13 protein-coding genes and 4 tRNA genes are annotated in these 18,173 nt (G+C 67.1%); all 17 read left to right on the top strand.

What is annotated here, in order from left to right:
- Positions 1-117 precede the first annotated feature (117 nt).
- Complete coding sequence (locus PSESU_RS11810; protein ID WP_041764908.1) at positions 118-1,077, top strand: ribose-phosphate diphosphokinase; 960 nt, start codon at positions 118-120, stop codon at positions 1,075-1,077.
- Between the two features lie 159 nt (positions 1,078-1,236).
- On the top strand, positions 1,237-1,860 hold the full coding sequence (locus PSESU_RS11805) for a 50S ribosomal protein L25/general stress protein Ctc (protein ID WP_013536013.1): 624 nt from the start codon (positions 1,237-1,239) through the stop codon (positions 1,858-1,860).
- A gap of 56 nt (positions 1,861-1,916) precedes the next feature.
- Complete coding sequence (gene pth / locus PSESU_RS11800; RefSeq protein WP_013536012.1) at positions 1,917-2,498, top strand: aminoacyl-tRNA hydrolase; 582 nt, start codon at positions 1,917-1,919, stop codon at positions 2,496-2,498.
- A 66-nt stretch (positions 2,499-2,564) separates the two neighbouring features.
- Complete coding sequence (gene ychF / locus PSESU_RS11795) at positions 2,565-3,656, top strand: redox-regulated ATPase YchF (RefSeq protein ID WP_013536011.1); 1,092 nt, start codon at positions 2,565-2,567, stop codon at positions 3,654-3,656.
- Between the two features lie 103 nt (positions 3,657-3,759).
- Positions 3,760-3,845 (top strand) — tRNA-Tyr (locus tag PSESU_RS11790).
- 67 nt (positions 3,846-3,912) lie between these two features.
- A tRNA-Gly gene (locus PSESU_RS11785) sits at positions 3,913-3,986 on the top strand.
- Between the two features lie 42 nt (positions 3,987-4,028).
- Positions 4,029-4,104: transfer RNA gene (locus tag PSESU_RS11780), tRNA-Thr, on the top strand.
- Between the two features lie 93 nt (positions 4,105-4,197).
- Positions 4,198-5,388 (top strand): elongation factor Tu, encoded by a 1,191-nt coding sequence (gene tuf / locus PSESU_RS11775; RefSeq protein WP_013536010.1) that lies wholly within the window; start codon positions 4,198-4,200, stop codon positions 5,386-5,388.
- Between the two features lie 103 nt (positions 5,389-5,491).
- Positions 5,492-5,567, top strand: a tRNA-Trp gene (locus PSESU_RS11770).
- Between the two features lie 66 nt (positions 5,568-5,633).
- Positions 5,634-6,047 carry a preprotein translocase subunit SecE gene (gene secE, locus PSESU_RS11765; RefSeq protein ID WP_013536009.1) on the top strand — a complete coding sequence of 138 codons (414 nt, stop codon included), beginning with the start codon at positions 5,634-5,636 and terminating at the stop codon, positions 6,045-6,047.
- Between the two features lie 13 nt (positions 6,048-6,060).
- Positions 6,061-6,618, top strand: coding sequence for a transcription termination/antitermination protein NusG (gene nusG, locus PSESU_RS11760; RefSeq protein WP_013536008.1), 558 nt, complete (start codon positions 6,061-6,063; stop codon positions 6,616-6,618).
- Between the two features lie 202 nt (positions 6,619-6,820).
- Positions 6,821-7,249 (top strand): 50S ribosomal protein L11, encoded by a 429-nt coding sequence (gene rplK, locus PSESU_RS11755; RefSeq protein ID WP_013536007.1) that lies wholly within the window; start codon positions 6,821-6,823, stop codon positions 7,247-7,249.
- A 4-nt stretch (positions 7,250-7,253) separates the two neighbouring features.
- Entirely contained in the window at positions 7,254-7,952 is a 699-nt protein-coding gene (rplA, locus tag PSESU_RS11750) for a 50S ribosomal protein L1 (RefSeq protein WP_013536006.1), read from the top strand.
- Positions 7,953-8,322: 370 nt separating this feature from the next.
- Complete coding sequence (gene rplJ, locus PSESU_RS11745; RefSeq protein WP_013536005.1) at positions 8,323-8,853, top strand: 50S ribosomal protein L10; 531 nt, start codon at positions 8,323-8,325, stop codon at positions 8,851-8,853.
- Positions 8,854-8,910: 57 nt separating this feature from the next.
- Positions 8,911-9,282, top strand: a complete 372-nt coding sequence (gene rplL / locus PSESU_RS11740; RefSeq protein WP_013536004.1) for a 50S ribosomal protein L7/L12 — start codon at positions 8,911-8,913, stop codon at positions 9,280-9,282.
- A gap of 273 nt (positions 9,283-9,555) precedes the next feature.
- Positions 9,556-13,746, top strand: coding sequence for a DNA-directed RNA polymerase subunit beta (gene rpoB, locus PSESU_RS11735; protein WP_013536003.1), 4,191 nt, complete (start codon positions 9,556-9,558; stop codon positions 13,744-13,746).
- Between the two features lie 81 nt (positions 13,747-13,827).
- Positions 13,828-18,054, top strand: a complete 4,227-nt coding sequence (gene rpoC / locus PSESU_RS11730; RefSeq protein ID WP_013536002.1) for a DNA-directed RNA polymerase subunit beta' — start codon at positions 13,828-13,830, stop codon at positions 18,052-18,054.
- The last annotated feature ends 119 nt before the right edge of the window (positions 18,055-18,173 follow it).

Raw genomic sequence — 18,173 nt, 5'->3', positions numbered from 1 at the left:
CGGCCTGGAGTCCGCTCCGGTGCGTGGGAAACACGATGCAAGCGCCGCATGGACCGCGGCGAGATGTACACCCCCGTCCACACTGATGCGATCCGAGCCGCTGCCGGGATGAAGACGATGCAAGAAGACCGCAACCTGCTCATCTTCAGCGGCAACGCGAACCGTCCGCTGGCCGACAGCATCTGCCGCCAGCTGGGCGTGCGCCCGGGCAAGGCCCTGGTCTCCACCTTCTCCGACGGCGAGGTCCAGGTCGAGATCGAGGAGAACGTCCGCCGCCAGGAAGTCTTCGTGATCCAGCCGACCTGCGCGCCGGCGGCGGAGAACCTGATGGAGCTGCTGGTGCTGATCGACGCGCTCAAGCGCGCCAGCGCCGCCTCCGTCACCGCGGTGGTGCCGTACTTCGGCTACTCGCGCCAGGACCGCCGCCTGCGTTCCTCGCGCGTGCCGATCACGGCCAAGGTCGCGGCCAAGATGTTCACCGCGGTGGGCACCGACCGGGTGCTGACCGTGGACCTGCACGCCGACCAGATCCAGGGCTTCTTCGACATCCCGGTCGACAACGTCTACGCCTCGCCGCTGCTGCTGGCCGACATCTGGCGCGCCTACGGCACCGAGAACCTGATCGTGGTCTCGCCGGACGTGGGCGGCGTGGTCCGCGCCCGCGCGGTGGCCAAGCGCCTGGACGACGCCGACCTGGCGATCATCGACAAGCGCCGCCCGCGCGCCAACGTGTCGACGGTGATGAACATCATCGGCGACGTCGAGGGCAAGACCTGCGTCATGGTCGACGACATCGTCGACACCGCCGGCACCCTGTGCGCCGCCGCCGCCGCGCTCAAGGCGCGGGGCGCGACCAAGGTCGCCGCCTACTGCACCCACGCCGTGCTCTCGGGCCCGGCGGTGGACAACCTCAACAACTCCGACCTCGACGAGCTGGTGGTGACCGACACCATCCCGCTGTCGCCGGCGGCCCGCAACTGCCCGCGCATCCGCCAGGTCAGCGTGGCCGAGCTGCTGGCGGAGACCATCCGCCGCATCGCCTTCGGCGAGTCGGTCAGTTCGCTTTACGTGGATTAGTGATTGGTCATTCGTGATTCGTAGAAGCGGCCCGCGCTTCAGCTTCTTCGAATCACCAATCACGAATCCCGAATCACCGCTTTCAATCGGCTTCCCTGGTCGCGGGGGAGCCACCCAAGCCGCCGCGAGGCGGTTCATCAACCTAGGTAGTAAAAGCAAATGGCAAATCATGTGATCAACGTCGAGCGTCGCGAGGACGAGGGCAAGGGTGCGAGCCGCCGCCTGCGTCGCGACGGCAAGGTGCCGGCCATCGTCTACGGTGGCGAGCTGGCCCCGGTCTCCATCCAGCTGGACCACGAGAAGCTGTGGCTGGCCCAGCAGAACGAGTGGTTCTACTCGTCCATCCTGGACCTGAGCCTCAACGGCGACGTCCAGAAGGTGCTGCTGCGTGACATGCAGCGCCACCCGTACAAGCAGCAGATCATGCACCTGGACTTCCAGCGCGTGAGCGACGACGAGGTGCTGCGCGCCGCCGTTCCGCTGCGCTTCGTCAACGAGGCCAAGTCCCCGGCCGGCAAGACCGCCGGCGTGGTGATCATGCACGAGCTGACCGAAGTCAACGTGGCCTGCCTGCCGAAGGACCTGCCGGAAGCGATCGAGGTCGACCTGTCCGACCTGGCCGTCGGCGGCGTCGTCCACCTGTCGGGCCTGAAGCTGCCGACCGGCGTGGAAATCCCGGCCCTGGCCCTGGGCCCGGACCACGACGTGGCCGTGGTGGTCGCCAAGCATGCGCAGGGCGAGGCCGACGAGGCCCCGGCTGCCGGCGAGGGCGAGGCCAAGTAAGCCCGTAGCGTCCCGCCCGGCTGGTGCCGGGCGGGACCTCGGCTGTTTCCTGCGCGATGGCGGAAATTCGTCTCATCGTCGGCCTGGGCAATCCCGGCCCGGAACACGCGCTCGACCGGCACAACGCCGGCTTCCGCCTGGTCGATACCCTGGCCGAGCGGCAGGGCGTGCGCTTCGGCCTGGAGTCGAAGCTGTTCGGCGAGACCGCGCGGGTGGACATCGGCGGCCAGCAGGTCTGGCTGCTCAAGCCCGCCACCTTCATGAACCTCTCCGGCAAGTCGGTCACCGCCGCGCTGCGGTTCTGGAAGATCGAGCCGGAACAGGCGCTGCTGGTCCACGACGAGCTCGACCTGCCGCCGGGTACGGCGCGGCTGAAGTTCGACGGTGGCCATGGCGGCCAGAACGGACTGCGCGACACCATCCGCCTGCTGGGCCACGGGCGCTTCCACCGCCTGCGCATCGGCATCGGCCATCCGGGCCACAAGGACCGGGTCGTGGGCTGGGTGCTGGGCAAGCCGGGCAAGGACGACGACATCCTGATCGGGCGCGCGATCGACGACGCCATCGACGTGCTGCCACTGGTGGTCGGGGGCGAAATCAACGAGGCGATGAAGCGCCTCCATACCTCGAAACCGTAATTGGTGATTGGTGATTCGTGGAAGCCGCGAATCGCCAATCACGAATCACGGATCACGGATCTACCCATGGGTATCAAATGCGGCATCGTCGGCCTGCCCAACGTCGGCAAGTCGACCCTGTTCAACGCGCTGACCAAGGCGGGCATTGCCGCGGCCAACTTCCCGTTCTGCACGATCGAGCCGAACGTGGGCGTGGTGCCGGTGCCGGATCCGCGCCTGAACCAGCTGGCCGAGATCATCAACCCGCAGAAGGTCGTGCCGACCGCGGTCGAGTTCGTCGACATCGCCGGCCTGGTCGCCGGCGCCGCCAGCGGCGAGGGCCTGGGCAACAAGTTCCTGGCCCACATCCGCGAGGTCGACGCGATCGCCCACGTGGTGCGCTGCTTCGAGCACGGCGACATCGTCCACGTGGCCGGCAAGGTCGACCCGCTGTCGGACATCGAGACCATCGATACCGAGCTGGCCCTGGCCGACCTGGACAGCGTCGAGAAGGCGCTCAACCGCGCCGAGCGCTCGGCCAAGGGCGGCGACAAGGAGGCCCAGGCGCGCAAGCCGGTGCTGCTGAAGCTGCAGGCCGCGCTGGGCGAGGGCAGGTCCGCCCGCAGCGCCGGCCTGGACGAGGAGGAGAAGGCCCTGGTCCGCGACCTGTTCCTGCTCACCCTCAAGCCGGTGATGTACATCGCCAACGTGCTGGAGGACGGGTTCGATAACAACCCGCACCTGGACGCCGTGCGCGCCCACGCGCAGGCCGAGGGTGCCGAGGTGGTGCCGGTCTCGGCGGCCATCGAGGAGGAGCTGTCGCAGCTGGACGACGCCGACCGCGACACCTTCCTGGCCGACCTCGGCCTGGACGAGCCGGGCCTGAACCGGGTCATCCGCGCCGCCTACAAGCTGCTGGGCCTGCAGACCTACTTCACCGCCGGCGTGAAGGAGGTCCGCGCCTGGACCGTGAAGGCCGGCGCCACCGCGCCCCAGGCCGCGGCGGTGATCCACACCGACTTCGAGAAGGGCTTCATCCGCGCCGAAACCATCGCCTACGACGACTTCATCAAGTACCGTGGCGAGGCGGGTGCGCGCGAGGCCGGTCGCATGCGCCTGGAGGGCAAGGAGTACCGCGTGCAGGAGGGCGACATCCTGCACTTCCGGTTCAACGTGTGAAGTTAAAAAAAGTTGCAGAAACGCGTTGACAGATCGTTTCGGCATCACCAGAATAGCGGGCTGTTTCACCCCGGCAGCATTTGAGGTCGCGGTGGCAGATCCCGGAGGGATACCCAAGCGGCCAACGGGGGCAGACTGTAAATCTGCTGGCTTACGCCTTCGGTGGTTCGAATCCACCTCCCTCCACCAGTTTCAAAGCGGTAACGGAACAACAAGGTAAGGCCCGGAGCGGTAGGCCGGGAGAGCGGTTCCCCTCGCGGGAGTAGTTCAATGGTAGAACCTCAGCCTTCCAAGCTGATGGTGCGGGTTCGATTCCCGTCTCCCGCTCCATTGCGCCGCACCTGGTAGTTCCGGCAAGGCAGGTTTTCCTGTGCTCACGTAGCTCAGTCGGTAGAGCACCTCCTTGGTAAGGAGGAGGTCGATGGTTCGATTCCATTCGTGAGCACCACTATTCGCGGGTTTCCCCGCAGGGAAGCCCGGCGCCGGTCGCCGGGTTTCCAGTTGAAGTCACCCAACACAAACGTCAGCGAGATAGGCAGCCATGTCCAAGGGTAAGTTCGAGCGCACCAAGCCGCACGTGAACGTCGGCACCATCGGCCACGTTGACCACGGCAAGACCACGCTGACCGCCGCGCTGACCAAGATCGGCGCCGAGCGTTTCGGTGGCGAGTTCAAGGCGTACGACGCGATCGACGCGGCGCCGGAAGAGAAGGCTCGCGGCATCACGATCTCGACCGCGCACGTCGAGTACGAATCCCCGACCCGCCACTACGCCCACGTTGACTGCCCCGGCCACGCCGACTACGTCAAGAACATGATCACCGGTGCGGCGCAGATGGACGGCGCGATCCTGGTGTGCTCGGCCGCTGACGGCCCGATGCCGCAGACCCGCGAGCACATCCTGCTGTCGCGCCAGGTCGGCGTGCCGTACATCGTCGTGTTCCTGAACAAGGCCGACATGGTGGACGACGCGGAGCTGCTGGAGCTGGTGGAGATGGAAGTCCGCGAGCTGCTGAGCAAGTACGACTTCCCGGGCGACGACACCCCGATCATCGCCGGTTCGGCGCGTCTGGCGCTGGAAGGCGACCAGTCGGACATCGGCGTGCCGGCGATCCTGAAGCTGGTGGACGCGCTGGACACCTGGATCCCGACCCCGGAGCGTGACGTCGACAAGTCGTTCCTGATGCCGGTCGAGGACGTGTTCTCGATCTCGGGCCGCGGCACCGTGGTGACCGGCCGTATCGAGCGCGGCATCATCAAGGTGGGCGACGAAATCGAGATCGTCGGCATCCGCCCGACCCAGAAGACCACCGTGACCGGCGTGGAGATGTTCCGCAAGCTGCTGGACCAGGGCCAGGCGGGCGACAACGCGGGCCTGCTGCTGCGCGGCACCAAGCGTGACGAGGTCGAGCGTGGCCAGGTGCTGGCCAAGCCGGGTTCGATCCAGCCGCACACCGACTTCGAGGCCGAGGTCTACGTGCTGTCCAAGGACGAAGGCGGCCGCCACACCCCGTTCTTCAAGGGCTACCGTCCGCAGTTCTACTTCCGCACCACCGACATCACCGGTGCGATCCAGCTGCCGGAAGGCGTGGAGATGGTGATGCCGGGCGACAACGTGAAGATGTCGGTCACCCTGATCAACCCGGTGGCGATGGACGAAGGCCTGCGTTTCGCCATCCGCGAAGGCGGCCGTACCGTCGGCGCCGGCGTGGTCGCCAAGATCGTCAAGTAAGCCCCCTGCGGGATCCCGGTGACGGGCTCGCCGGAAAGCGCGAAGGGCGGGCCGGCACCCCGGTCCGCCTTCGCCGTCTAAGGGAAGGTCAAGGTTCACGCGTACGCCAGTAGCTCAATTGGCAGAGCAGCGGTCTCCAAAACCGCAGGTTGGGGGTTCGAGTCCCTCCTGGCGTGCCACTTCCCCGCGATGCGGGGCCGTCCATCCGGCTCCCGCGCCGCAACAGTCAAGAGAGCGACAGCGACTTGAACAGCAAGATCGATCCGGCACAGGCTGCCACCACCGGCGGCGACATGGTCAAGTACGCGCTCGCGGCGCTGCTGGTGCTCGGCGGGCTGTTCGTGTGGTTCTGGTTCGGCGATGCCGCCCGCTCGGCGCAGCTGGGCCAGTGGGCCCCGCAGATCCGCGGCGCCGCCGTCATCGCCGGCCTCGTCGCCGGCACCCTCGTGTTCATGCTCAGCGCCAAGGGCCGCGATTTCCGCGAGTTCCTGTCCGAGTCGCGCTTCGAGCTGCGCAAGGTGGTGTGGCCGACCCGCCAGGAAGCCACCCGCATGACCTGGGTCGTGGTCGCGGTCGTGGTGGTGCTGAGCCTGATCCTTGCTGGCTTCGATTTCTTCGTTAAGTGGGCGATCGAGCTGTTCCTGAACTTCGGCCGCTGAGGAGAATGTCCAAGTGAAGCGTTGGTACGTGGTCCACGCCTATTCCGGCTTCGAGAAGTCCGTTGCCCAGGCGCTGCGCGACCGGATCGTCATGCACGGCATGGAAGACCGCTTCGGCGACGTCCTGGTCCCGACCGAGGAAGTGGTCGAGATGCGGTCCGGCCAGAAGCGCCGTTCCGAGCGCAAGTTCTTCCCGGGCTACGTGCTGGTCCAGATCGAGACCACCGACGACAACGGCATCCCGCGCATCGACAGCGAGAGCTGGCACCTGGTCAAGGAAACCTCCAAGGTGATGGGCTTCATCGGCGGCACCGCCGACCGCCCGCTGCCGATCCGCGACGAGGAAGCCGCCGCGATCCTGGACCGCGTCCAGGAAGGCGTCGAGAAGCCGCGTCCGAAGGTGCTGTTCGAGCCGGGCCAGATGGTCCGCGTCATCGACGGCCCGTTCAACGACTTCAACGGCGTGGTCGAGGAAGTCAACTACGAGAAGAGCCGCCTGCGCGTGGCCGTGCTCATCTTCGGCCGTTCCACCCCGGTGGAGCTGGAATTCGGCCAGGTCGAGAAGGCCTGAGCCGCCGGCCCGGCGACGGGCCGGCAAACCTGATATACTGCGCGGCTTCCCGTCCGGAAAGCCGGGCAACCCCGATGGCCGCCGCCCAGGCGGCCTTTCGCGCGGAAGGGGCCAAAGAGTTCAACGCGATGCCGGGACGCGTGATTTTCCCGGAACGATGGGGAGCCTGCAGCGCAGGCGCTAGCACCCGGAGACAAGAGAAATGGCAAAGAAAGTCGTCGGTTACATCAAGCTGCAGGTGAAGGCCGGTCAGGCCAACCCCTCGCCGCCGGTCGGTCCTGCGCTGGGTCAGCGCGGCCTGAACATCATGGAGTTCTGCAAGGCGTTCAACGCCGCCACGCAGAAGCTCGAGCCCGGTCTGCCGATCCCGGTGGTCATCACCGCCTACTCGGACCGTACCTTCACCTTCATCACGAAGACGCCGCCGGCGACCATCCTGCTGAAGAAGGCCGTGGGCATCACCTCCGGCTCCAAGCGCCCGAACACCGACAAGGTGGGCAAGGTCACCCGCAAGCAGCTCGAGGAAATCGCCAAGGCGAAGGAACCCGACCTGACCGCGGCCGACCTGGATGCGGCGGTTCGTACCATCGCGGGCTCCGCCCGTTCGATGGGTCTGGTGGTGGAGGGCTGAGCACATGGCACTGAACAAGCGACAGAAGGCGATCAAGGCGGCGGTCGAGCCGGGCAAGGCTTACGCCATCGATGAGGCGCTGAAGATCATCAAGGGCTTCACCAAGGCCAAGTTCGTCGAGTCCGTCGACGTGGCCGTGCGCCTGGGAGTGGACGCCAAGAAGTCCGACCAGCAGGTCCGCGGTTCGACCGTGCTTCCGGCCGGTACCGGCAAGAGCGTGCGCGTGGCCGTGTTCGCCCCGGCGGGCGCCAAGGCCGACGAGGCCCTGGCCGCCGGCGCCGAGGCCGTGGGCATGGACGACCTGGCCGAGAAGATGCTTGCCGGCGACCTGAACTACGACGTGGTCATCGCGACCCCGGACGCCATGCGCGTCGTGGGCAAGCTGGGCCAGGTCCTGGGTCCGCGCGGCCTGATGCCGAACCCGAAGGTCGGCACCGTGTCCCCGAACCCGGCCGAGGCGGTGAAGAACGCCAAGTCCGGCCAGGTGCGCTACCGCACCGACAAGGCGGGCATCATCCACGCCACCATCGGCAAGGCCGACTTCGCCGACGACGCGCTGAAGTCGAACCTGCAGGCGCTGCTGCTGGACCTGATCAAGGCCAAGCCGGCGACCTCCAAGGGCCAGTACCTGCAGAAGGTCTCGCTGAGCTCGACCATGGGCCCGGGCGTGACCGTCGACCAGGGTTCGCTGTCCCTGAAGTAATGCAATACCCCGGGCCGCCCCACGGGTGGCCCGGGTGCACGTTTTGAGGGCAGTCGGGGCCTGCATGGACCGACAGCCGTCAAAGACCGCAGGTGCGGTCGGCGCACATCGACGACGGGCATGGATGCTCGCTATGGCAGGGAATCGCCGTCGGTGCAGCGGGGTCGCTTAATCGGAGGTCCGCGAGGATCCCGGCCTGCGTAGATGGTGCCGCCTTCTGGAAGTTTTCCCGGCGCGACCGAATCCTCGGACGTACGGGTCAGAAAGGCCAGCACCGGGATGCCCCCGGCATCCCCGGCGCGCACGGAAGGGCGCCGCCCAGGACCGCAACCGGCAGGAGCCGCGAGCGGAGTTCATACGGAGGAGTGTTATGGCTCTCAATCTGTCCCAGAAGAAGGAAGTCGTCGCCGAACTGGCCGACGTCGCCGCCAGCGCGCACTCCCTGATCGCCGCCGAGTACGCTGGCACCACGGTCGAGCAGTTGACCGCGATGCGCAAGAAGGCCCGCGAAAACGGCGTGTTCCTGAAGGTTGTCAAGAACACGCTGGCCGCGCGCGCCGTCGAAGGCACGGAGTTCGAGTGCACCAAGGATGCGCTCGTGGGTCCGCTGCTTTACGCGTTCTCGACCGAGGAGCCCGGCGCTGCCGGTCGCCTGATCAAGGAGTTCGCCAAGGCCAACGACAAGCTCAAGCCGAAGGTGGTCGCCGTTGGCGGCCAGCTGTACCCGGCGAGCCACGTCGAGGTCCTGGCCTCGCTGCCGACCCTCGACCAGGCCCTGGCCATGCTGGCCCGCGTACTTGCCGAGCCGGTCACCATGTTCGCCCGCGCCGTCAAGGCCGTCGGCGAGCAGCAGGGTGGCGGCGAAGCCGCGCCGGCCGAGGCAGCCGCCGAGACCGCGTAAGCGGCATCGACGATTTCCGAAATCCCTTTCCAGAAAACATTTCAGAAGGTAATCACAATGTCCCTGTCCAACGAGCAGATCGTCGAAGCCATCGCCGGCAAGACCCTCATGGAAGTGATGGAGCTGGTCAAGGCCATCGAAGAGAAGTTCGGCGTCTCCGCCGCCGCCCCGGTCGCCGTGGCTGCCGCCGCTGGCCCGGCTGCCGCCGTCGAGGAGCAGACCGAGTTCACCGTCGTGCTGAAGGCCGCCGGCGAGAAGAAGGTCGAAGTCATCAAGGCCGTCCGCGCCATCACCGGCCTGGGCCTGAAGGAAGCCAAGGACCTGGTCGAAGGCGCCCCGAAGGACGTCAAGGAAGGCGTGTCGAAGGAAGACGCCGAGAAGTTCAAGAAGGACCTCGAGGCCGCCGGCGCCACCGTCGAGCTCAAGTAAGTCGTACCTTGCATCGCCGTATTGCTCGGTGATGCGCCAAAGGCTGGGGGCGAAAGCCCCCGGCCTTCGGTCGTTTCCGGGGCCACGCGTCCCGAAGGGGCCCGCGAGGGCCTGGCGACACCGTAAAACCCAGTTCCATACAGGGGAGCTGGTAGTCGGAAGTAGCGGGAGATGGCGTGCTGGTGCCGGCAATACCAGCGACTACCGACTGACAGCTTCATGTTCCCCCGGGACCGCGGACGCGCGGCCCGCACTGCCAAAGGTGGTACACCCATGACGACGTATTCGTTCACCGAGAAGAAGCGCATCCGCAAGGACTTCGGCAAGCAGCGCTCGATCCTCGAGGTGCCGTTCCTGCTGGCCATCCAGGTCGATTCCTACCGCGACTTCCTGCAGGCCGACACCGACTCCGCCAAGCGCCGCGACACCGGCCTGCATGCGGCGCTGAAGTCGGTGTTCCCGATTGCCAGCTACAGCGGCAACGCCGCCCTTGAGTACGTCGGCTACAAGCTCGGCGAGCCCGTGTTCGACGAGCGCGAGTGCCGCAACCGCGGCCTGTCCTACGGCGCCCCGCTGCGCGTGACCGTGCGCCTGGTGATCTACGACCGCGAGTCCTCGACCAAGGCGATCAAGTACGTCAAGGAGCAGGAGGTCTACCTCGGCGAGATCCCGCTGATGACCGAGCACGGCACGTTCATCGTGAACGGCACCGAGCGCGTCATCGTCTCGCAGCTGCACCGTTCGCCGGGCGTGTTCTTCGACCACGATCGCGGCAAGACCCACAGCTCGGGCAAGCTGCTGTACAGCGCCCGCATCATCCCCTACCGCGGCTCCTGGCTGGACTTCGAGTTCGACCCGAAGGACGCGCTGTACACCCGCATCGACCGTCGCCGCAAGCTGCCGGTGACGATCCTGCTGCGTGCGCTGGGCTACAACAACGAAGAGATGCTGCGCGCGTTCTTCGAGATCAACACCTTCCACATTGACCCGTCCGAGGGCGTGCAGCTGGAGCTGGTCCCGGAGCGCCTGCGCGGCGAGACCCTGGGCTTCGACCTGGCCGACGGCGAGAAGGTGATCGTCGAGGCCGGCAAGCGCATCACCGCGCGCCACGTGCGCCAGCTGGAGCAGTCGGGCATCACCGCCCTGGCCGTGCCGGACGAGTACCTGCTGGGCCGCATCCTGGCCCATGACGTGGTCGACGCCGCCACCGGCGAGCTGCTGGCCGCGGCCAACGACGAGATCACCGACGAGCACCTGGCCGCCTTCCGCAAGGCCGGCGTGGCCAGCGTCGGCACCCTGTGGGTGAACGACCTCGACCGTGGGCCGTACCTGTCCAACACCCTGCGCATCGACCCGAGCCGCACCCAGCTGGAGGCCCTGGTCGAGATCTACCGGATGATGCGTCCGGGCGAGCCGCCGACCAAGGAGGCCGCGCAGAACCTGTTCCACAACCTGTTCTTCACCTTCGAGCGCTACGACCTGTCGGCCGTGGGCCGGATGAAGTTCAACCGCCGCGTCGGCCGCAAGGACGTGCTCGGCCCGGCCGTGCTGTTCGACCACAAGTACTTCTCCGAGCGCAACGACGAGGATTCCAAGGCGCTGGTCGCCGCCCAGGGCGAGACCTCCGACATCCTCGACGTGCTGCGCGTGCTGACCGAGATCCGCAATGGTCGCGGCGTGGTCGACGACATCGACCACCTGGGCAACCGCCGCGTGCGTTCGGTCGGCGAGATGGCCGAGAACGTGTTCCGCGTGGGCCTGGTCCGCGTCGAGCGCGCGGTCAAGGAGCGCCTGTCCATGGCCGAGTCCGAGGGCCTGACCCCGCAGGAGCTGATCAACGCCAAGCCGGTGGCCGCCGCGATCAAGGAGTTCTTCGGCTCCTCGCAGCTGTCGCAGTTCATGGACCAGAACAACCCGCTGTCGGAAGTCACCCACAAGCGTCGCGTCTCGGCACTGGGCCCGGGTGGCCTGACCCGCGAGCGCGCCGGCTTCGAAGTGCGCGACGTGCACCCGACCCACTACGGTCGCGTCTGCACCATCGAGACCCCTGAAGGCCCGAACATCGGCCTGATCAACTCGCTGGCCGTGTTCGCCCGCACCAACCAGTACGGCTTCCTCGAGACGCCGTACCGCAAGGTCGTGGACGGCCGCATCACCGACCAGGTCGAGTACCTGTCGGCGATCGAGGAGAACGAGTACGTCATCGCCCAGGTCAACGCCGCCCACGACAAGGAAGGCCGCCTGACCGAGGCCTTCGTGCCGGTCCGCCACCAGGGCGAGTCGCTGCTCAAGCCGCCGGGCGAGATCCACTACATGGACGTGTCGCCGATGCAGACCGTGTCGGTCGCCGCGGCGCTGGTCCCGTTCCTGGAGCACGACGACGCCAACCGCGCCCTGATGGGCGCGAACATGCAGCGCCAGGCCGTCCCGACCCTGCGTGCCCAGACCCCGCTGGTCGGCACCGGCATCGAGCGCGCCGTGGCGCGCGACTCGGGCGTCACCGTCAACGCCCGCCGCGGCGGCGAGGTGGTGCAGGTCGACGCGGGCCGCATCGTGGTCAAGGCCAACGAGGAGGAGATCTCCGGCGAGCACGATGCCGGCGTCGACATCTACACCCTGACCAAGTACACCCGCTCCAACCAGAACACCTGCATCAACCAGCGCCCGCTGGTGCACGTGGGTGACGTGGTCGCGCGCGGCGACGTGCTGGCGGACGGTCCGTCCACCGACATCGGCGAGCTGGCCCTGGGCCAGAACATGCTGATCGCGTTCATGCCGTGGAACGGCTACAACTTCGAGGACTCGATCCTCCTGTCCGAGCGCGTGGTCCAGGAAGACCGCTACACCACGATCCACATCGAGGAGCTGACCTGCGTCGCCCGCGACACCAAGCTGGGCCCGGAGGAGATCACCGCCGACATCCCGAACGTCTCCGAGCAGGCGCTGAACCGCCTCGACGAGTCGGGCGTGGTGTACATCGGCGCCGAGGTCCGCGCCGGCGACATCCTGGTCGGCAAGGTCACGCCGAAGGGCGAGAGCCAGCTGACCCCGGAAGAGAAGCTGCTGCGCGCGATCTTCGGCGAGAAGGCCTCCGACGTTAAGGACAGCTCGCTGCGCGTGCCCCCGGGCATGGACGGCACCGTCATCGACGTGCAGGTCTTCACCCGCGACGGCATCGAGAAGGACAAGCGCGCCAAGCAGATCGAGGAAAACGAGATCCGCCGCGTCAAGAAGGACTTCGACGACCAGTTCCGCATCCTGGAAGCGGCGATCTACGCACGCCTGCGCGGCCAGATCGTGGGCAAGGTCGCCAACGGCGGCCCGGGCTTGAAGAAGGGCGATGCCATCACCGACGCCTACCTGGACGGCCTGAAGAAGGCCGACTGGTTCCTGCTGCGGATGAAGGACGAGGAGGCCTCCGACGCCATCGAGCGCGCGCAGAAGCAGATCGCCGCGCACGAGAAGGAGTTCGAGCGCCGCTTCGCCGACAAGCGCGGCAAGATCACCCAGGGCGACGACCTCGCCCCGGGCGTGCTGAAGATGGTCAAGGTCTTCCTGGCCGTGAAGCGCCGCATCCAGCCGGGCGACAAGATGGCCGGCCGCCACGGCAACAAGGGCGTCGTGTCCAACGTGGTCCCGGTCGAGGACATGCCGTACATGGCCGACGGCACCCCGGTTGACATCTGCCTCAACCCGCTGGGCGTGCCTTCGCGCATGAACATCGGCCAGATCCTCGAGGTGCACCTGGGCTGGGCCGCCAAGGGCCTGGGCAAGCGCATCCAGAAGATGCTGGACGAGCAGCGTGCGGTCTCCGAGCTGCGCGAGTTCCTGGACAAGGTCTACAACCACGACAGCAGCCTGGTCGGCCAACGCGTGGACCTGTCGCAGTTCAGCGACGAGGAGCTGCTGGGCATGGCCCGCAACCTGACCGGTGGCGTGCCGATGGCGACCCCGGTGTTCGACGGTGCGTACGAGGACGAGATCCGGCAGATGCTGGAGCTGGCCTACCCGACCGACGACCCGGAGACGGTCCGCCTGGGCTTCAACGCCACCAAGACCCAGATGCAGCTGCACGACGGCCGCACCGGCGAGGCGTTCGACCGCAAGACCACGGTCGGCTACATGCACTACCTGAAGCTGAACCACCTGGTCGACGACAAGATGCACGCCCGTTCGACCGGTCCGTACTCGCTCGTCACCCAGCAGCCGCTGGGCGGCAAGGCGCAGTTCGGCGGCCAGCGCTTCGGTGAGATGGAAGTCTGGGCGCTGGAAGCCTACGGCGCGGCCTACACCCTGCAGGAAATGCTGACGGTGAAGTCCGACGACGTGCAGGGCCGCAACCAGATGTACAAGAACATCGTCGACGGCAACCACGAGATGGTCGCGGGCATGCCGGAGTCCTTCAACGTGCTCGTGAAGGAAATCCGCTCGCTGGCCATCAACATGGAGTTGGAGGACGAGTAAGGCGCGCGGCGCGGCGGCAATGCCGCCGCGCTTCCCCCGAATCGCCCGATCGACCGCCTTTACTCCTGACGGAGACAAGAAATGAAAGACCTGCTCAACCTCTTCAACCAGCAGCGCCAGACGCTGGACTTCGACGCGATCAAGATCGCCCTGGCTTCGCCGGACCTGATCCGTTCGTGGTCCTTCGGCGAGGTGAAGAAGCCCGAGACGATCAACTACCGCACGTTCAAGCCCGAGCGTGACGGCCTGTTCTGTGCCGCGATCTTCGGCCCGATCAAGGACTACGAGTGCCTGTGCGGCAAGTACAAGCGCATGAAGCACCGTGGCGTGGTGTGCGAGAAGTGCGGCACCGAGGTCACCCTGGCCAAGGTCCGCCGCGAGCGCATGGGTCATATCGACCTGGCCTCGCCGGTCGCGCACATCTGGTTCCTCAAGTCGCTGCCGTCGCGCATCGGCCTGATGCTGGACATGACCCTGCGCGACATCGAGCGCATCCTGTACTTCGAGGCCTTCGTGGTCACCGAGCCGGGCCTGACCCCGCTCGAGCGCCGCCAGCTGCTGACCGAAGAGCAGTACCTGACCGCCCGCCAGGAGCACGGCGACGACTTCGACGCCGCCATGGGCGCCGAGGCGATCTACGAGCTGCTGCGCACCATCGACCTGCAGGCCGAGATGGCCCGCCTGCGCGAGGAGATCGCGGCGACCGGTTCGGAGACCAAGCTCAAGCGGCTGACCAAGCGCATCAAGCTGATCGAGGCGTTCATCGAGTCCGGCAACCGTCCGGAGTGGATGGTCATGACCGTGCTGCCGGTGCTGCCGCCGGACCTGCGTCCGCTGGTCCCGCTGGACGGCGGCCGCTTCGCGACCTCCGACCTGAACGACCTGTACCGCCGCGTCATCAACCGCAACAACCGCCTGCGCCGCCTGCTGGAGCTCAATGCGCCCGACATCATCGTGCGCAACGAGAAGCGCATGCTGCAGGAGTCGGTCGACGCGCTGATGGACAACGGCCGCCGCGGCCGTGCCATCACCGGCACCAACAAGCGTCCGCTCAAGTCGCTGGCCGACATGATCAAGGGCAAGCAGGGCCGCTTCCGCCAGAACCTGCTGGGCAAGCGCGTCGACTACTCGGGCCGTTCGGTCATCGTGGTCGGCCCGTACCTGCGCCTGCACCAGTGCGGCCTGCCGAAGAAGATGGCGCTGGAGCTGTTCAAGCCGTTCGTGTTCGCCAAGCTGCAGCGTCGCGGCCTGGCCACCACGATCAAGGCTGCCAAGAAGCTGGTCGAGCGTGAAGAGGCCGAGGTGTGGGACATCCTCGAAGAGGTGATCCGCGAGCACCCGGTGCTGCTGAACCGCGCCCCGACCCTGCACCGCCTGGGCATCCAGGCGTTCGAGCCGGTGCTGATCGAGGGCAAGGCCATCCAGCTGCACCCGCTGGTCTGCACCGCGTTCAACGCCGACTTCGACGGCGACCAGATGGCCGTGCACGTCCCGCTGAGCCTGGAGGCCCAGCTGGAAGCGCGCGCGCTGATGATGTCGACCAACAACATCCTGTCGCCCGCCAACGGCGAGCCGATCATCGTGCCGTCGCAGGACGTCGTGCTCGGCCTGTACTACATGACCCGCGCCCTCGAGAACAAGAAGGGCGAGGGCATGGCGTTCGCCAACGTGGCCGAGGTCAAGCGCGCCTACGACAACCGCACCGTCGAGCTGCACGCCAAGGTCAAGGTCCGCATCACCGAGGTGGTGACCGACGAGAACGGCAACAAGCAGAAGAAGGCTTCGATCGTGGACACCACGGTCGGCCGTGCGCTGCTGGCCGAGATCCTGCCGGCCGGCCTCCCGTTCGCGCTGGCCAACACCGAGCTGACCAAGAAGAACATCAGCCGCCTGATCAACAGCTGCTACCGTCGCCTGGGCCTGAAGGACACCGTGGTGTTCGCCGACCAGCTGATGTACACCGGCTTCAGCTTCGCCACCCGCGCCGGCGTGTCGATCGGCATCGACGACATGCTGATCCCGGACGAGAAGAAGGGCATCCTGTCCGAGGCCGAGGCCGAGGTCCTGGAGATCCAGGAGCAGTACCAGAGCGGCCTGGTCACCGCCGGCGAGCGCTACAACAAGGTGGTCGACATCTGGTCGCGCACCAACGAGCGCATCGCCAAGGCGATGATGGAAACCATCGGTACCGACAAGGTGGTCAACGCCAAGGGCGAGGAAGTCGCGCAGAAGTCGATGAACTCGCTGTACATCATGGCCGACTCCGGTGCCCGTGGTTCGCAGGCGCAGATCCGCCAGCTGGCCGGCATGCGCGGCCTGATGGCCCGCCCGGACGGCTCGATCATCGAGACGCCCATCAAGGCGAACTTCCGCGAAGGCCTGAACGTGCAGGAGTACTTCAACTCCACCCACGGTGCCCGAAAGGGCCTGGCCGATACCGCGCTGAAGACCGCCAACTCCGGTTACCTGACCCGTCGCCTGGTCGACGTGGCGCAGGACGTGGTGATCACCGAGGTCGACTGCGGCACGATCCAGGGCCTGACCATGACCCCGATCGTGGAAGGCGGTGACGTCGTCGAGCCGCTGAAGGACCGCGTGCTGGGCCGCGTCGTGGCCGAGGACGTGTTCCTGCCGGGCAACGACGAGGATCCGGTCGTCACCCGCAACACCCTGCTGGACGAAGTGTGGGTGAACCGCCTCGAGGAGGCGGGCGTGCAGACCATCAAGGTCCGCTCGACCATCACCTGCGAATCGGCCTTCGGCGTGTGCTCGCACTGCTATGGCCGCGACCTGGCCCGTGGCCACCTGGTCAACATCGGCGAGTCGGTCGGCGTCATCGCCGCCCAGTCGATCGGTGAGCCGGGTACCCAGCTGACCATGCGTACGTTCCACATCGGTGGTGCGGCGTCGCGTGCGGCGGCGGTCGACAACATCACGGTCAAGACCACCGGTTCGGTGAAGTTCACCAACCTCAAGTCGGTCGAGCATGCGGGCGGCCACCTGGTGGCGGTCTCGCGTTCGGGCGAAGTGTCGGTCCTCGACCCGCACGGCCGCGAGCGCGAGCGCTACAAGCTGGCCTACGGCGCCACCATCTCCGTCAAGGACGGCGCCGAGGTCAAGGCTGGCCAGCAGATCGCCAACTGGGATCCGCATAACCACCCGATCGTCTCGGAAGTGGCCGGTTTCGTGCGCTTCATCGACTTCGTCGACGGCATCACCGTCATCGAGAAGACCGACGAACTGACCGGCCTGGCCTCGCGCGAGATCACCGATCCGAAGCGTCGTGGCTCGCAGGGCAAGGACCTGCGTCCGCTGGTCCGCATCGTGGACAAGGACGGCAACGACCTGACCATCCCGGGCACCGACCTGCCGGCGCAGTACCTGCTGCCGCCGCGCTCGATCGTGAACCTGCAGGACGGCGCCCCGGTGGGCGTGGGCGACGTGGTCGCCAAGATCCCGCAGGAAGCCTCCAAGACCCGCGACATCACCGGCGGTCTGCCGCGCGTGGCCGACCTGTTCGAGGCCCGCAAGCCGAAGGACCCCGCGATCCTGGCCGAGCGCTCCGGCGTGGTCAGCTTCGGCAAGGACACCAAGGGCAAGCAGCGCCTGATCATCAAGGGCGCCGAGGGCGAGGAGCACGAGGAGCTGATCCCGAAGTACCGCCAGATCATCGTGTTCGAAGGCGAGCACGTGACCAAGGGCGAGACCATCGTGGACGGCGAGCCGAGCCCGCAGGACATCCTGCGCCTCAAGGGCATCGAGGACCTGGCCGCGTACCTGGTCAAGGAGATCCAGGACGTCTACCGCCTGCAGGGCGTGAAGATCAACGACAAGCACATCGAGGTGATCACCCGCCAGATGCTGCGCAAGGTCGAGATCACCGACCAGGGCGACTCCAAGTTCCTCAACGGCGAGCAGGTCGAGAAGCAGCGCGTCATCGAGGAGAACCAGCGCCTGGTGGCCCGCAACGAGATCCCGGCCAAGTACGAGCCGGTGCTGCTGGGCATCACCAAGGCCTCGCTGGCGACCGAGTCGTTCATCTCTGCGGCCTCCTTCCAGGAGACCACCCGCGTGCTGACCGAGGCTGCCGTCCGCGGCACCCGCGACAGCCTGCGCGGCCTGAAGGAGAACGTCATCGTCGGCCGCCTGATCCCGGCCGGTACCGGCCTGGCGTACCACAGCAAGCGCCGCCGCAACGCCACCGGCCTGACCGAGTCGGAGCTGGAGGCGCTGTCCGGCGGCTCCGAGCCGGCGGCCGTGGCCGAGGTGGCCGAGGCCGCCCCGGCCCAGGACGACGCGGCGGAGTGATCCATCCGGCCGCCGCCGGCAACGGCGGCGGCGCGGGGTGACGGCGGGGCAGGGATGCCCGGCCGCACCCGGCCACCGGCAGGCCTTCGGGCCAGCCGGGGCGCCGGGCCAGGGAAGGG

This window comes from Pseudoxanthomonas suwonensis 11-1 (assembly GCF_000185965.1).
GTDB lineage: Bacteria > Pseudomonadota > Gammaproteobacteria > Xanthomonadales > Xanthomonadaceae > Pseudoxanthomonas > Pseudoxanthomonas suwonensis_A.
The sequence above is the reverse complement of the archived record's forward strand: the minus strand, read 5'-3'. Positions and strand labels throughout refer to the sequence as shown.

Coding starts and splice junctions, on each gene's coding strand:
- PSESU_RS11810 (WP_041764908.1), top strand. CDS start 118: ATGCAAGAAGACCGCAACCTGCTCATCTTCAGCGGCAACGCGAACCGT.
- PSESU_RS11805 (WP_013536013.1), top strand. CDS start 1,237: ATGGCAAATCATGTGATCAACGTCGAGCGTCGCGAGGACGAGGGCAAG.
- pth (WP_013536012.1), top strand. CDS start 1,917: ATGGCGGAAATTCGTCTCATCGTCGGCCTGGGCAATCCCGGCCCGGAA.
- ychF (WP_013536011.1), top strand. CDS start 2,565: ATGGGTATCAAATGCGGCATCGTCGGCCTGCCCAACGTCGGCAAGTCG.
- tuf (WP_013536010.1), top strand. CDS start 4,198: ATGTCCAAGGGTAAGTTCGAGCGCACCAAGCCGCACGTGAACGTCGGC.
- rplK (WP_013536007.1), top strand. CDS start 6,821: ATGGCAAAGAAAGTCGTCGGTTACATCAAGCTGCAGGTGAAGGCCGGT.
- rplA (WP_013536006.1), top strand. CDS start 7,254: ATGGCACTGAACAAGCGACAGAAGGCGATCAAGGCGGCGGTCGAGCCG.
- rplJ (WP_013536005.1), top strand. CDS start 8,323: ATGGCTCTCAATCTGTCCCAGAAGAAGGAAGTCGTCGCCGAACTGGCC.
- rplL (WP_013536004.1), top strand. CDS start 8,911: ATGTCCCTGTCCAACGAGCAGATCGTCGAAGCCATCGCCGGCAAGACC.
- rpoB (WP_013536003.1), top strand. CDS start 9,556: ATGACGACGTATTCGTTCACCGAGAAGAAGCGCATCCGCAAGGACTTC.
- rpoC (WP_013536002.1), top strand. CDS start 13,828: ATGAAAGACCTGCTCAACCTCTTCAACCAGCAGCGCCAGACGCTGGAC.